Source organism: Nocardioides oceani (genome assembly GCF_030412965.1).
Lineage (GTDB): Bacteria > Actinomycetota > Actinomycetes > Propionibacteriales > Nocardioidaceae > Nocardioides > Nocardioides oceani.
In genome coordinates, this window is the sequence record NZ_JAUHJQ010000001.1 from 1,078,491 (window position 1) to 1,093,059 (window position 14,569).

Below are 14,569 nucleotides of genomic sequence, written 5' to 3' on the forward strand. Positions count from 1 at the left end.
GCAGGAGAGGTCAGGACGAGGGAGCAGCCGCGCGGAGCTTCTCGAGCAGCGGCAGCGCCGCGTCGGTGAGGAACTGCTCCTGGAGGGCGTCGCCGACCTGGACGAGGGCGATGTCGGTGAAGCCGGCCTCCCAGAAGGCGGAGACGGACTCGACGATCTTGTCCAGGTCGGGGCCGCAGGGGATGGAGTCCGCGACGTCCTCGGGCCGGACGAACTGGGTGGCACCGGCGAAGCCGGCGGGGGTGGGGAGGTCGGAGTTGACCTTCCAGCCGCCGGCGAACCAGCGGAACTGCTCGTGGGCGAGCGCGACCGCGGCCTCCTCGTCCGGGCCCCAGCAGATCGGGATCTGCCCGACGGCGCGCGTGCCGCCGGAGCCGACCTTCGGCGCACCGTCGACGGCGTTCCATCCCTCGATCAGGTCGGGCCGCGGCTCGGTGGCGATGAGGTGGTCGGCGAGCGGGGCGAGCTGCTGGAGCCCGCGCTCGCCGGCGACGGCGACGCCGATGTCGACGCCCTGCTCGGGGATGTCCCAGACGCGGGCGGACTCGACGTCGAAGTGCTGGCCGCGGTAGTCGACCAGCTCACCGGTGTGGAGCGCCCGGATGATCTCGATCGCCTCGACGAGCATCTCCTGGCGCGGGCCGATCGCGGGCCAGCCGGCGCCCACGACGTGCTCGTTGAGGTTCTCGCCGCTGCCGAGGCCGAGGGTGAAGCGGCCCTCGGCGAGGATCTGCAGGGTCGCGGCCTTCTGCGCGACGACGGCGGGGTGGTAGCGCAGCGTCGGGCACGTCACGTAGGTCATCAGGTCGACCCGCTCGGTGGCCTGGGCGACGGCGCCCAGGGTCGTCCAGGCGTACGGCGCGTGGCCCTGCTCGGTCAGCCACGGCGAGTAGTGGTCGCTGGAGACCTCGAAGTCGAAGCCCGCGGTCTCCGCGGCGACGGCGTACTTCACCAGCTCCCGCGGTCCGCTCTGCTCGGTCATGAGGGTGTAGCCGAAGCGCGTCATGCCGGATCGGTACCCACCCCGGCGTGGGTGACCGCGCTCAGTCCTGCTGGTCCTCGACCTTCTTCTTGATCCGGCCCATGCCGGGCAGGTTGAGCACCAGCTCGCTGAGCTCCTGGGTGACCTCGAGCATCGCGTGCATGTCCGGCGCGACGCTGTCGAGCCGGCGCAGCAGCGGCATCACCTCCTCGCGCAGCGCGGCCTCGACGGCCGGCACCTTGTCGACGAGCCCGACGACGGCGTCGACCTCCTCCGGAGAGGTGGTCTCGCCGAGCCGGACGACCACCGGCTCGAGCTGGCGCAGCGTCGGCTCGAGCCGCTCGGCGAGGTCGAGCATCCGGCCGACCGCGCCCTCCTCGACCCGGCGCAGCAGCACGTCGGCCCGGGCCCGGACGTCGTCGAGGCCGCCCATCGCACGCTCGCCCTTGTCGGCGATCCGCTGCGCCTGGGCGACGACGTCCACGGCCTCGGCGCGCACGTCGTCGACCCCGCCGATCACGCGGTCGGCCTTGCCGCGGATCTCGTCGACCCCGTCGATCGAGGCGTTCGCGCGGACCCGGACCTCGTCGATGCCGTCCACGATCGACTCCACGCGGACCACCAGCGCCTGGACCCGGCCGAGCAGCCCGGACGCCTGCGCGAGCAGGTCCTCCGCCCCGCCGAGCAGGCTCGCCGCGCGCGGGGCGACGGCGAGCGCCTGCTCGACCAACCAACGGACGTCGCGGGGGCCGGGGACGGACGGGAGCCTCATGGCAGCGCCGGTACCCCCGGATCCGACGTACCGTCGGTAGGCATGACTCCCGCAGAGCTGATGGTGGACGCGTTCGGTCGCGTCGTGGAGAGCGGCACGGCGGTCGTGGACGGCCTGACCGAGGAGCAGCTGGCCGCGCGGCCGGCGCCGGACGCCAACTCGATCGTGTGGCTGGTCTGGCACCTCGCGCGCGTGCAGGACGACCACGTCGCCGACGTGGCGGGCCGGGAGCCGGTGTGGACGGCCCAGGGGTACGCCGAGCGGTTCGACCTGCCGTTCGACGAGGGTGCAACCGGCTACGGCCAGGACGCCGAGGCGGTGGGCCGGGTCCGCGCGTCGGCGGAGCTGCTCGCGGCGTACCTCCGCGCGGTGCACGAGCAGACCGTCGCGTTCCTCGACACCGTCACCGCCGAGGACCTCGACCGGGTCGTCGACGAGGACTGGGACCCGCCGGTCACGCTCGGCGCGCGGCTGGTGAGCGTCCTCGACGACGACACCCAGCACGTCGGCCAGGCGGCGTACGTCAGGGGGTTGCTGGGCGCGTGACGCGGTAGCGCACGAAGGAGGGCACCGCGAGCGCCGCGACGACCGTCCCGACGACGACGAGGACGCCGCCGCCCGCCGCGGCAGCGCCCGTGCCGACGACGGCCGCCGCCGCCCCGTGCGCGACGTCGGCGACGCGTGGCCCGCCGGCGACGACGACGATGAAGACGCCCTGGAGCCGGCCGCGGACCGAGTCGGTCGCGGCGGCCTGCAACATGGAGGTGCGGAACGCCGCGGACGCCATGTCGGCGGCGCCGCCGACGACGAGCATCAGCAGGGCGGCCACGAGCATCGGCTCGCGCCACCGGTCGGCGAGCCCCACCGCGAGACCGAAGCCGGCCATGGCCGCGCCCCACACGAGGATGCACCAGATGACCGCCCGGCCCTGCCGCTCGACGCGGGAGACCCAGCCGCTGAGGACGCCGCCGACGACGGCCCCGGCCGGGATGGCCGCGAACAGCGCGGCGAAGACCAGTCCGCCCTCGTCCGGGCCGCCGAAGTCGAGGTGGGCGATCTCGGGGAAGAGCGCCCGGGGCATGCCGAAGACCATCGCGATGATGTCGACGACGAACGACATCAGCAGGACCGGGTGGCCGCGCAGGTAGGTCAGCCCCTCCACGACCGACCGCAGGCCCGGCGCGCCCGCCACCGCGCCGAGCACGGGGAGCGCCGGCAGCCGGACGACCGCGCTCAGCGTCGCGAGCAGCGTGAAGGTGTCGATGAGGTAGAGCCACTCGAAGCCCAGGACCGGGATCAGCGCGCCGGCCACCAGCGGCCCGGCGATGGCGCCGGCCTGGAAGACGGTCATGTTCAGCGAGTTGGCCGCGGGCAGCAGCTCGGGCGGCAGCAGCGGCGGGAGGAGCGCGCTGCGCGTGGGCTGGTTGACGGCGAAGAACGCCTGCTGCACCGCGAACAGGCTGAGCAGCAGCCACACGTCGATGCCGCCGATCGCCGCCTGGGCCCAGAACAACGCGCTGGTGACGATGAGTCCGACCGTCGTGACGACGAGGATCGTCCGGCGGTCGAAGACGTCGGCCAGCGCGCCGCCGTACAACCCGAAGACGACGAGGGGGACGAGGCCGAAGAGGCCGGTCAGCCCGACGTACGCCGAGGAGCCGGTCTGCGCGTAGATCTGCGCCGGCACGGCGACCACCGTGAGCTGCGCGCCGATGACGGTGATGATGTTGGCGACCCACAGCCGCCGGAAGTGCTCGTCGCGCAGCGGGCGGGTGTCGGCGAGCATCCCCCGGATCCGCCCCGCGGACCGCTGCGTCCCAGCCACGGGGCGGAAACCTACGCCCGGCCACGAATCGGTGACGAACCCGCCCGGTCGATTGCCGCGACCGGACGCTCTACGGTGTCCTGTCCCTCGCGGCGAGGAGGAGCCGGGGACCGACGGCGGTAGTGACGGGCAGCGAGGGGCGGGGCGTGACGACAGCGGTGGTGGAGCGGCCGGGCGGGCTGCGGGTGCGGTGCGAGGGCGTGGTGCACCTCTACCGGACCTTCGAGGGCCACGACGTCGTCGCGCTGCAGGGCGTCGACCTGACCATCGCCGCGGGCGAGCGGGTGGCGTTCCTGGGGCCGAGCGGCTCGGGCAAGTCGACGCTGCTGACCCTCCTCGGCGGGATCCAGAAGCCCAGCGCCGGCCGGATCTTCCTCGGTGACGAGGAGGTCTCGCGGATGGGCGAGCGCTACCTGGCCCGCGTCCGTGCCCGCCGGGTCAGCACGATGCTGCAGGGCTCGACCCGCAACCTGCTGGCCTACGCGACCGCCCGGCAGAACATCGCCTTCGCCAGGCTCGCCCTCTCCGCCGACGAGCGCCGGGCGGCCCTGCCCGAGGCGGAGCTGCTCGGCCGGGTCGGGCTCGAGCAGCAGGCCGACCAGGTGGTCTCGACGATGTCCGGCGGCCAGCGCCAGCGGCTCGCGCTCGCCTGCGCGGTCTCCACCGGGCCCCAGCTGCTGCTCGCCGACGAGCCGACCAGCCAGCTCTCCCACGAGGACCGCGACCACGTCATCGCGCTCATCCACTCCCTCGGCGACGACCTCGGCACCACCGTCGTGGTCGTCACCCACCAGCCGGAGGTCGCCGCGACCTTCCCGCGCACCGTGACCATGAAGGGCGGGCGGGTCGGCTCGGAGGGCCGCGACGGGGCGGAGTACGTCGTCATCGGCGCCGAGGGCGTGGTGCACCTGCCCACCCACCTGGCCGAGCAGTGGCCGCCCGGCACGCTGGTGCGGATCGAGCCGGAGGACGCCAGCCGGCTCGTCGTCTCGCGCTCGGAGCAGGAGGGACCGGCATGAGCGCGCTGCGCCTGGCCGGCGTCTCCCACGTCGTCGGCCGCCCGCTCCTGGAGGGCATCGACCTGGAGCTCCGCGCCGGCCGGATGACGGCCCTGTCCGGGCCGAGCGGCTCGGGCAAGACCACGCTGCTGTCGATCGCCGGCGGGCTCCTCGAGCCGACCACCGGCACGGCGACGTACGCCGGCGGGCCGATGTGGCTCGGCACGGGCGACCCGCGGCCCGAGGTCGCGTTCGTGCTGCAGGTCTACGGCCTGGTCCCGATCCTCTCGGCCCGCGAGAACGTCTCGGTCGCCCTGCGCGCCCGGGGCGTCGAGCCGACCGAGGCCGACGAGCGGGCCGAGGCCGCGCTGGCCCGGTTTTCCATCGCCGACCTCGGCGACCGGCAGGTCGAGGAGCTCTCCGGCGGCCAGATGCAGCGCGTCGCGCTCGCCCGCGGCCTCTGCGTCGGGGCCGAGGTGCTGCTCGCCGACGAGCCGACCTCCGAGCTCGACGAGGGCAACCGCGGCCTGGTGCTGGTCGAGCTGCGGCGCGAGGCCGAGCGCGGCGCGGTCGTCGTCGTCGCCACCCACGACCCCGCCGTCGTCGAGGCCTGCGACGACCACGTCGCCCTCGACGAGGGCCGGCTGGCCCGCGTCGATCTCGGCGACCCACGCCGGCCGGAGCAGCCCGCGGAACAGACCGCCGCCCAGCCGGCCGAGGAGCCGGCGGCGCCGCGGACAGCCGACGTGGACCACGCACTCTTCCGGCGCCCGGACGACCCGACGGGACCCGCGTGAGGCGGACCCTCCGCGGCGCCTGGTCGCGCCGCAGCACGCTCCTCCCGCTCCTGCTGCTGACCGTGGTGGTGACCGCGGGCTGCGTGACGGTGCTCGGCGTCGCGGCGGCCGCGGGCACGTCGGCGGCGCTGGCCGTGCCGCTGGTCGTGCTGGGCGCGGTCGCGGTGCCCGCCAGCGGCCGCGAGCTGGCCGCCGCCCGTCGCGGCGAGGTCGCGCTGGCGCGGCTGCGGGGCCTGGAGGGCCGGGCGCTGCAGGTGCTCCTCGCGCTCGAGCCGCTGCTGGTGCTCGTCGTCGGTGGCGTGGCCGGCTGGCTGCTCGGCACCCTCGGCGCATGGGTCGCGACGTCGGCGTGGACCGACGCCGAGCCGGCGGCGTACACCCCGGGTGGCGTGCTGGCTGCGGCCGCGGTCGTCCTCGCGGGGCTGGTGGGCGTGCTGGCCGGGATGGCGGGCGCGCTGCGCGGGCCGCTGGGCGAGCAGGTGACCCCGGCGGCGCGGCCGCGCCGGCGCGGGCTGGTGGCGACGTTCGTCGACGTGCTGGTCGTGGTGGCGGCCGTCGTGGCGGCGTACCGCGCCTCCACCGGCACCGGCACCGCCCCCGCCGAGGACCCCGACCTTCTCGTCCTCGCCGGGCCGGCCCTCATCGGCCTGGCCGTGGGCCTCGCCGCCGTCCTGCTGGTCCGGCTCGGCGCCCGGCTGGTGGTCGCGCGGGGCGGCGGCTCCCTCGCCGGGTTCCTCGCGTCCCGGCGCCTCGCCCGGTCCGGCGACGCCGGCGACGCGCTGCGCGTGCTGGTCGCGGCCGCGGTCGTCGCCGCGGTCGCCGGCACCGGCGCCAGCGAGGTCGACGACTGGACCGAGCAGACCGCGCGCCTGCGGGCCGGCGCACCCCTTGCGGTCGGCTTCCCCGAGCTCGACGCCGCCGGGGTGCTCCGGGTGAGCCACGAGCTCGACCCCGAGGGTCGGTGGCTGATGGGCGCGGTCGTGGTCCCGGGCGGTGGCAGCGTGCCGGCGCGGCGGGTCTTCCTCGACACCGAGCGGTACGCCGCCGTGGCCGGCGACCTCCTCGCCGGGACCCCCGCCGCCGGCGTGGCCGACCGCGTCTCCGAGCTCGGCGGCACCGGCGCGGGCGTCGTCACCGGCGGCACGCTGTCGGTGACGGTGCAGGGCGTCAGCCGGCGCGGGGCGGGCGTCCTGCGGCCGCTGGTGACCCTGGAGCTGCGCGACGCGGGCGGCGAGGAGCGGTTCGTCCCGGCCTTCGCCGAGGTACCGCTCGACGGGTCGCCGGTGACCGTCGAGCGGCCGCTGACCGGCTGCACCGGCGGCTGCCTCGTCGAGCGGGTCGTCCTCGACCGGACGCCGGGCACCAGCCCGCTGCCGTACGTCCTCTCCGGCCTGGAGGTCACAGGTGCGGGCCGCACGGACCTCGACCTGCTCGACGGAGGTTGGGCGCCCGAGGGGCGCGACCGGTTCGGCCGGCCCGGCGGGGCGCTGCCGGTCGACCTCGGCCTGCTCGCGCGGACGGCCGACCGGCCGCAGGTCGCCGTCCGGACCACCGAGGCGCCCACCACCCCGGTGCTGGCGACCACGACCGCCACCTGGCCCGACGGGCCGCCGCTGCTGGACTCCGTCGGCGGCGACGAGCGGCCCGCCGAGGTGCTGGAGCGGTACGCCGCGCTGCCGCTGGTCGAGGCCGACGGCGTGCTGGCCGACCTGCCCCGGGCGGCGGTGGGCAGCCCGCCGACGGTGCCGGCCGCGGAGGTCATGGTGCTGGTCGGCCCGGACGCCCCGGCCGACCGCGTCGCGGCGCTGCGCGACGCCGATCCCTCCGGACCCGCCGAGGTCCGGACGCTGGCCGGGGTCCGCGACGCGGTGGCCGAGGAGAGCGGCTCCGCGCAGGCGCTCGTCTACGCCCTGGTCGCCGGCTTCTCGCTCGGTGTCGCGGTGCTCGTCCTGGTCACCGCGGTGGCGCGCGAGCGCGCCGGGTGGCTGCGCGACGTGGCCGCGCTGCGCGTCGTCGGGCTCCCCGCCGCGCGCCTGCGCACCGCGGGGCTGGCCGAGGCGGCCTGGCTGGCCGCGGCGGCGGTCCTCGCCACGGTGGTCGGCGCGGTCCTCGCCGTACGGCTCCTGCTCGCCCACCTCGCCCTCGTCGACGTCCCCGAGCACGCGGTGCCCCTGACCAGCGGCCTCGCCGCGCTGCCGCTCGTCCTCGCCGGCCTGGTCGTCGCCGCGGTCGTGCTGGTCGTCGCCGGCCGCGGCCGCTCGGCCCCGGTCGAGCGCAGCCGCCCCGCGATCCTGCGCGAGGAGGCGGCGCGATGAGCACGCTCCTCGCCACCGTCCTGCGCGGCCTGCGGGCCCGTGCGCTGCTGTCGGCAGGCTCGGTCCTGCTGCTCGCGCTGGCCATCGGCTCGGCCGTGCTCGGCCCGGTCTTCCAGTCCGCGGTGACCAGCTCCTACCTGGTCACCCGCCTCGACGAGGCGCCCAACCGGCTCACCGGTCTGTCGTGGGTCTACGAGCCGGGCGCCGCCGCCCCGTCGGTCGCCCGCGGGATCGCGGCGCAGGTGGCGGCGGGGTACGACGGCCCGTTCGCCACCCCGCAGACGACCCTGCTCACCGAGCAGGCGGAGACGCCGGCCGGCCTGTGGCGGCTGACCGCCGCGCTGGAGTCGTGCGAGCACCTCGAGGTCACCGGCGCCTGCCCGGAGGCCCCGGGCGAGGTGCTGATGCTGGCCGGCGACGCGGAGTTCACCGCCACCGAGGTGGGCGAGACCCTCGACCTCGGGGCGCTCGGCCGGCAGCGCGTCGTGGGGACCTACCGGGTGCCCGACGTGGCCGAGGAGGACTTCTGGTTCGACCTCACCCGCTTCGCCAGCATCCCGCCGGCCGAGCGCGCGAGCGGCACCACGCCCTACCAGCCCGCCCCGCTCGTCACCGTCGAGCGCTCCTTCACCTCCCCGGAGGTCTCCGCCGTGGGCTGGTCGGTGCTCGTCGACCGCCGCCTCGAGGTGCCTCCCGACCTCTCGGTCGCCGACACCGAGCAGGCCGAGCAGGTGGCCGCCGGGCTCGACGGGCCGCCCCGCGCCGTCGGCGGGGGCACGCTCACCGGCCGGTCGATCAACGACCTCGGCACGATCCTCCAGGAGACCCGCGAGCAGCAGGAGACGGCGCGGGCGTCGGTCACGCCGGCCGTGGTCTCGCTGGTGCTCGTCGCCCTCGCGCTGCTGCTCCGCCTGCTCACCGCCGCGGCCGACCTGCGCCTGCCCGAGCTGGCGCTGGCCTCCCTCCGGGGGCTCGGCCGGCGGCGGATGTGGTCGCTCGGGCTGTCCGAGCCGCTCGTGCTCCTCGCGCTGGCCGTGCCGGTCGGCGGCGCGCTCGGCGTGACGGCCGCGCTGCTGCTCGTCCGCGTGTGGCTCGTCCCCGGGCTGCCGCTGCCCCTGCCGTGGCAGGCGCTCGTGGCCGGCGGTCTCGTCGCGGTGGCTGCCGTCGCGGTCGCGGTGGTCGCCGTCGGGCTGGTGCTGCGCACGACGCTCGCCGAGCAGCTGACCGGCGTCCGGCGGCCACGGCGGACCGGCCGGGTCGCCGTGGTCGCCCAGCTGGCGCTCGTCGCGGCGGCGGTCGCCGTCCTCCTCGGCACGCTCTCCGCCGCGCCGGGCGACCCCGACGCCACCGACCTGGTGCTGCCGGTGCTGCTCGCGGTCGTGGCCGGCCTGGCGGCCACCCGGGCGACCGCCTGGCTCGCGGGCCGGTGGACCCGGCGGCGTACCCGCTCGTTGCCGGGGTTCGTCGCTGCCCGCGCGCTCAGCCGTCGCACCGAGGGCACGCTGGTCGTGCTGCCGGTGACCGCCGCGCTGGCCATCTGCGTCTTCGGCGCCGGCGTCCACGACTCCGCCGCCCAGTGGCGCGCCAGCGTCGCGGCGACCCGGGCGCCCGCCGACGTGGTCTGGCGCTCCTCGCTGCCGCTGGACCAGACCGTCGACCTCACCCACCGCATCGACCCCGACGGGCGCTGGCTGATGGCCGCCGGGACGGTGGTCACGCAGGGTCCGACGTACGCCGTCGTCGACGCGCCGCGGCTCGACCGCGTCGCCGCCTGGCCCGACCAGTGGACCCCTGGGACCGGTGCCGGTGAGGTGGCCCGGCGGCTCGTGCCCCAGGGCCGGCCGCCGCGGCTGCAGGGGACGAGCGTGGCGCTGACCGCCGCCGTCGACGGCGCGACCGACGGGGACGTCGCGGTGCGCCTGCGCCTGGACGGGACGGGCGGGGACCGGCCGCGGTACGCCTTCCTCGGCCCGTTCCCCGCCGGCCGCACCACCACCGTCACCGAGGCCGTGCCGTTCTGCCGCGACGGCTGCGAGCTGGACGCGATCACCCTCGGCGGCGGCGCGGCCCTCCCGCTCACGATGGACGCCGTCGTCACCCTGGCGGACCTCCGCGTCGACGGCTCGCCGCTGCCCGGCGCGTTCGCCGGCGCCGGCTGGGTGCGCTCGCCGACGGCCAGCGCCGAGGCGGCGGTCGGCTCGGTCGAGGCATCCGGGGATCCCGAGCGGCTCGTCGTCGCCGTGGACTCCGGCGGCGAGCCGGTGATCGCGCAGCTGGTGGCCGGGTCGCTGCCCGAGGCGCTCCCGGTGGTGGCGGGCGTCGACGCCGTCACCACTGCCCAGGGCGGCGCGTCCTCGGCGACGAGCGCGCTGACGTTCCCCGTCGACCCGGTGGCCGAGGCCGCCTCGGTCCCGCTCCTCGGGCCGATCGGCCTGATGGTCGACCACGGCATGCTCACCCTCGACCGCGAGGTCTACGAGCAGGACGCCCCGGTCTACGTCCTCGCCCGCGGCGACACCCCCGCGGAGGTGCAGGACGCGCTGCGCGACCGCGGCGCGTCGGTCGAGACGACGCTGGCGGAGGTACGCCGCACGCTCGACCAGGGTGCCTACGCCCTGGCCCTGCGGCTCTACGCCGTCGTCGCGGGGCTGGTGCTGCTCATGGCGCTGGCCGGCCTCGTGGTGAGCACCGCCGTCCAGCTGCCGGCCCGCCGCCGCGACGCCGCGTCCCTGCGCGTGGTCGGTGTGCCCCGACGGGCCGTCGCGACCGCCGTGGTCCTCGAGCTCGCCGTCGTCCTCGGCAGCACCGCCGTCGCCGGGCTCGCCGCCGGCACCCTCGCCCAGCACGTCGTCCTCCGCAGCGTCACCCTCGGGCAGGTCGAGACGATCACCACCCCGGCGCTCGTCGCGACCGTCGACGGGACCCGCCTCGCGCTGCTCGCCCTCCTCGCCGCGGTGCTCCTCGGCTCGGTCGCCCTGGCCAGCGCCGTCCTCACCGTCCGCGGTGCCCGCGGCTCGACGCTGCGGGAGAACGCCCGCTGACCGCTGCCCGCGGGTGGCGGGGACCCGGGGGCGGGGATCCGGGGGGCGGGGGTAGTCACGGACGAAAACGTCCTTCACGGTGACCCCGGAGGACGTTTTCGTCCGTGACTACCCCGGCAGCGACCGGCCCGGCGCTACCGTCGCGGACGTGAAGCGACCCGTGCCGGAACGACCCGGGCCCGGGCAGGAGTCGGTGTGGGACTACCCGCGCCCGCCCCGGCTCGAGCCGACCACCGCCCGCCTCGAGGTCGTGCTCGGCGGGGTGACGGTGGCCTCGACGACCCGCGGCTGGCGGGTCCTCGAGACGAGCCACCCGCCGACGTACTACCTGCCTCGTGAGGCTTTCCTCGACGGCTCGCTGCGCCCGGCGGAGGGGTCGAGCACGTGCGAGTGGAAGGGCCGGGCGGCGTACTTCGACGTGCTCGGCGGTGACCGGGTCGCGCCGCGGGCGGCATGGACCTATCCCGACCCCACGCCGGCCTTCCGCGACCTCGTCGACGCGGTCGCGGTGATGGCCGCCGCGGTCGACGAGTGCCGCGTCGACGGCGAGCGGGTCGAGCCGCAGCCCGGCGGGTTCTACGGCGGCTGGATCACCGCGGCCGTGGTCGGCCCGTTCAAGGGCGAACCGGGCACCTGGGGCTGGTGAGCCTCAGCAGCCGGAGGTCTCGGGCAGCCCGAGCAGGCGGTCGGCGAGCAGGTCGCACCAGCGGCCCGCGGCCGCGCCGCCGTTGACGGCGCCGTCGGACTCGCCGGGGTGCTTGACCCACAGCGTCGCGTCGAGCCCGCCGGCCAGGACCATCGTCGGCGCCTTGCCGACCCGCGCCCAGGTGGGGTTGATGACGTCGCCGGTGACCGGCTGCTTCGCGCCGTTGCGCGAGGTGTCGACGACCTGCTTCACGCCGGTCACGCCGAGAGCCCGCAGCTCCTTGCGCAGCAGGGCGCCGTAGGCCAGCTCGTCGGCGAGGCTGCGGAAGTTCGACACGTTCGTCGCGAAGCCGCGCGCGAGGCCGACGCCGGCCCGCTTCAGCAGCAGGGCCCGCCCGTCGGCCGGCCAGGCGCTGTGCCCGGCGTCGAGGTAGACCCACGCGCCGGCCGCGGCCAGCCGCTTGACCGCGAACCGCAGCAGCGCGAGGTGCTCGTCCGCGTCGGCGCAGCCGGGCGACCCGATGAACGGGATCGCGTCGGGCTCGACGACCACCATCGGCTTGGTCGACCCGATGCCGGCGGCGACCTCCTTGATCCAGGCCTTGTACGCCGCGGCGTCGGCCGCCCCGCCCGAGGAGTGCTGCCCGCAGTCGCGGTCGGGGATGGAGTACGCCACGAGCACCGGCGTCCGGCGCGCGGCGGCCGCGCGGCCGACGTACTCCTGGACGATCCCGCGGACCCGGTCGGTCGGGTAGTAGTCGATGCCGAGCCACAGGGCCTGCGCCTTCTTCGCGATCGGCGCGTGCCGGCTCTCGCCCTCGAGCACGGCCGGCATCCGGTCGTCGACGAAGAGGGCCCGGGTCCGGAGGGGGTCGGTCGCCCTCCCGGCGGGTGCTGCGGCGGGTGCTGCGGTCGGCGACGTCACCGACGGCGGGGCCGAGGAGGTGGCCGGGGAGGCGGCGGCCTGGGGGCCGGCGACGGCCTGCTCCGGGTCGAGCGTGGCGGACGCGGTGACGGCCACCGCGGCCGCCGTGAGGAGCGCCAGGACGTGCGCGCGCAGGGACCGGGGGAGCATCCCCCCAGGCTAGGCGGCGACCCGGGGTCGCCGCGGCGGAACCGTCGAGACGCCGGACACAACCAGACACCCACGACACGGCCGGGCCGTCGGCGCCCGCCCCTACGATCGGGACGTGACCGCTCCCCACGACCTCGCCCCGCTGCAGCTCCCCGACGCCGACTCCGCCGAGGCGTGGCTGCGCGCCCGCACCGACGACGGACTGGCGAGCGCCCGGGCGGTCGTCGACCGGTTCCGTGCCGACCCGCCGACCGACGCGCTCGCCGCGCTCGAGCAGTGGGACACGGTCACCCGGACGCTCTCCGACGTGGCCGCGGCCGGCTCGCTGCTCGGCAACGTCCACCCGCGCGAGGCCGTCCGCGACGAGGGCGACCGCGCCGAGCAGGAGGTCGACAAGCTCGCCACCGAGCTCTCCCAGGACCGGGCGCTCCACGACGCCTTCGCGGCGCTCGACCCCTCCGGCCTCGACGACGAGGCGGCCCGGCTGCTGGCCCGGACGCTGCAGGACTTCCGTCGCGCCGGCGTCGACCGCGCCGACGCCACCCGCGCCCGGATCGCCGAGATCAACGACCGGCTCACCGAGCTCGACCAGACCTTCTCGCGCACCATCCGCGACGACGTCCGCTCGATCCGCGTCGCCCCCGAGCGCCTCGCGGGCATGCCGCAGGACTGGCTCGACGCCCACCCCGCGGGCGACGACGGGCTGGTCACCGTCACCACCGAGTACCCCGACGTCGTCCCCGTCCGCACGTTCTGCCACGACCCGCAGGTGCGCCACGACATCTCGGTGGAGTTCCTCCAGCGCGGCTGGCCGCAGAACGACGAGGTGCTGCGCGAGCTCTTCGACCTGCGCCACGAGCGGGCCACCCTGGTCGGGCACGCCGACTGGCCGTCGTACGACGCCGAGGTGAAGATGATCGGCTCCGGGCCCGCCATCCCGGAGTTCATCGACCGCATCGCCGACGCCGCCCGCGAGCCCGCCGGGCGCGACCTCGCCACCGTGCTCACCCGGCTGCAGCAGGACCGCCCCGACGCCGACGCGCTGACCGCCGCCGACTTCTCCTACTACGAGGAGCTGGTGCGCAAGGAGCAGCTCGAGGTCGACGCCCAGCTGGTCCGCACCTACTTCGAGTTCCCGAAGGTGCGCCAGGGCCTCCTCGACGTCACCGGCCGGCTCTTCGGCCTGCACTACGATCCGGTCCCCGACGCGGTCGTCTGGGACCCCGACGTCACGGCGTACGACGTCACCTCGACCGTCGACGGGTCGGCGGTCGGGCGGATCTACCTCGACCTGCATCCCCGCGAGGGCAAGTACAACCACGCCGCGCAGTTCACCCTCGTCGACGGCGTCGCCGGCAAGCAGCTGCCCGAGGGCGTGCTGGTCTGCAACTTCTCCCGCGGGCTGATGGAGCACGACCACGTGGTCACGCTCTTCCACGAGTTCGGTCACCTCGTCCACCACGTCCTCGGCGGGCACGGCCGCTGGGCGCGCTTCGCCGGTGTCGCCACCGAGTGGGACTTCGTCGAGGCGCCGAGCCAGATGCTCGAGGAGTGGGCCTGGGACGCCGAGATCCTGCGGTCCTTCGCCACCAACGCCGCGGGCGAGCCGATCCCCGCCGACCTCGTCGAGCGGATGCGGAAGGCCGACGACTTCGGCAAGGGCACCTTCGCGCGGGTGCAGATGTTCTACGCCTCGATGTCCTACTGGTTCCACGCCGACCGTCCCGCCGACCTCACCGCCCGGATGGTCGAGCTGCAGGAGCAGTACTCGCCGCTGCGGTGGATCGAGGGCACGCACATGTTCGCCAGCTTCGGTCACCTCGGCGGCTACTCCTCGGCGTACTACACCTACATGTGGTCGCTGGTCATCGCGAAGGACCTCTTCAGCGCCTTCGACGCCGACGACCTGTTCGACCCCGACGTCGCCGGGCGGTACCGCGACCGCGTGCTCGCGCCCGGCGGCGCCAAGGACGCCGCGGACCTGGTCGCCGACTTCCTCGGCCGGCCCTACACCTTCGACGCGTACGCCGCCTGGCTGGCCCGCTAGGCAAGGAGCCGCCTGCGGCGGGCGTACCCGTCCCGCGGCTCGGCCTCCGGCGCGGCGGCGGCCGAGGTGATG

At 76.1% G+C, this 14,569-nt stretch carries 11 protein-coding genes; 7 read left to right on the forward strand and 4 right to left on the reverse strand.

The window, feature by feature from the left end:
• Window positions 1-10: 10 nt before the first annotated feature.
• Complete coding sequence (locus tag QWY28_RS05165) at window positions 11-1,006, reverse strand: LLM class F420-dependent oxidoreductase (protein WP_300951216.1); 996 nt, start codon at window positions 1,004-1,006, stop codon at window positions 11-13.
• Window positions 1,007-1,043: 37 nt separating this feature from the next.
• Window positions 1,044-1,754 (reverse strand): hypothetical protein, encoded by a 711-nt coding sequence (locus QWY28_RS05170; protein ID WP_300951217.1) that lies wholly within the window; start codon window positions 1,752-1,754, stop codon window positions 1,044-1,046.
• Between the two features lie 42 nt (window positions 1,755-1,796).
• On the opposite strand from QWY28_RS05170, the gene QWY28_RS05175 reads away from it, so the two are divergent.
• Window positions 1,797-2,300 carry a mycothiol transferase gene (locus tag QWY28_RS05175; protein WP_300951218.1) on the forward strand — a complete coding sequence of 168 codons (504 nt, stop codon included), beginning with the start codon at window positions 1,797-1,799 and terminating at the stop codon, window positions 2,298-2,300.
• On the opposite strand, the gene QWY28_RS05180 is transcribed toward QWY28_RS05175, so the two are convergent.
• Complete coding sequence (locus QWY28_RS05180; protein ID WP_300951219.1) at window positions 2,278-3,579, reverse strand: MFS transporter; 1,302 nt, start codon at window positions 3,577-3,579, stop codon at window positions 2,278-2,280. The two genes, QWY28_RS05175 and QWY28_RS05180, sit on opposite strands and share 23 nt — an antisense overlap.
• A gap of 146 nt (window positions 3,580-3,725) precedes the next feature.
• Between QWY28_RS05180 and QWY28_RS05185 the strand changes: the two genes are divergently transcribed.
• The 5 genes from QWY28_RS05185 (at window position 3,726) to QWY28_RS05205 (ending at window position 11,376) form a co-directional block, all read left to right on the forward strand.
• Window positions 3,726-4,598 carry an ABC transporter ATP-binding protein gene (locus QWY28_RS05185; RefSeq protein WP_300951221.1) on the forward strand — a complete coding sequence of 291 codons (873 nt, stop codon included), beginning with the start codon at window positions 3,726-3,728 and terminating at the stop codon, window positions 4,596-4,598.
• Window positions 4,595-5,374, forward strand: a complete 780-nt coding sequence (locus QWY28_RS05190) for an ABC transporter ATP-binding protein (RefSeq protein ID WP_300951222.1) — start codon at window positions 4,595-4,597, stop codon at window positions 5,372-5,374. The genes QWY28_RS05185 and QWY28_RS05190 overlap by 4 nt, the downstream gene beginning before the upstream one ends.
• Window positions 5,371-7,689: an FtsX-like permease family protein gene (locus QWY28_RS05195; protein WP_300951223.1), complete on the forward strand. Its 2,319-nt coding sequence runs from the start codon at window positions 5,371-5,373 to the stop codon at window positions 7,687-7,689. Before QWY28_RS05190 ends, QWY28_RS05195 begins: the two co-directional genes overlap by 4 nt.
• Window positions 7,686-10,730, forward strand: coding sequence for an FtsX-like permease family protein (locus tag QWY28_RS05200; protein ID WP_300951224.1), 3,045 nt, complete (start codon window positions 7,686-7,688; stop codon window positions 10,728-10,730). The genes QWY28_RS05195 and QWY28_RS05200 overlap by 4 nt, the downstream gene beginning before the upstream one ends.
• 148 nt (window positions 10,731-10,878) lie before the next feature.
• Window positions 10,879-11,376 (forward strand): DUF427 domain-containing protein, encoded by a 498-nt coding sequence (locus tag QWY28_RS05205; RefSeq protein ID WP_300951225.1) that lies wholly within the window; start codon window positions 10,879-10,881, stop codon window positions 11,374-11,376.
• 3 nt (window positions 11,377-11,379) lie between these two features.
• Here QWY28_RS05205 and QWY28_RS05210 read toward each other — a convergent pair whose 3' ends face one another.
• Window positions 11,380-12,450, reverse strand: a complete 1,071-nt coding sequence (locus tag QWY28_RS05210; protein ID WP_300951226.1) for a glycoside hydrolase family 6 protein — start codon at window positions 12,448-12,450, stop codon at window positions 11,380-11,382.
• Between the two features lie 115 nt (window positions 12,451-12,565).
• Here QWY28_RS05210 and QWY28_RS05215 point away from each other — a divergent pair, with 115 nt between their 5' ends.
• Window positions 12,566-14,497, forward strand: coding sequence for a M3 family metallopeptidase (locus tag QWY28_RS05215; protein WP_300951227.1), 1,932 nt, complete (start codon window positions 12,566-12,568; stop codon window positions 14,495-14,497).
• The last annotated feature ends 72 nt before the right edge of the window (window positions 14,498-14,569 follow it).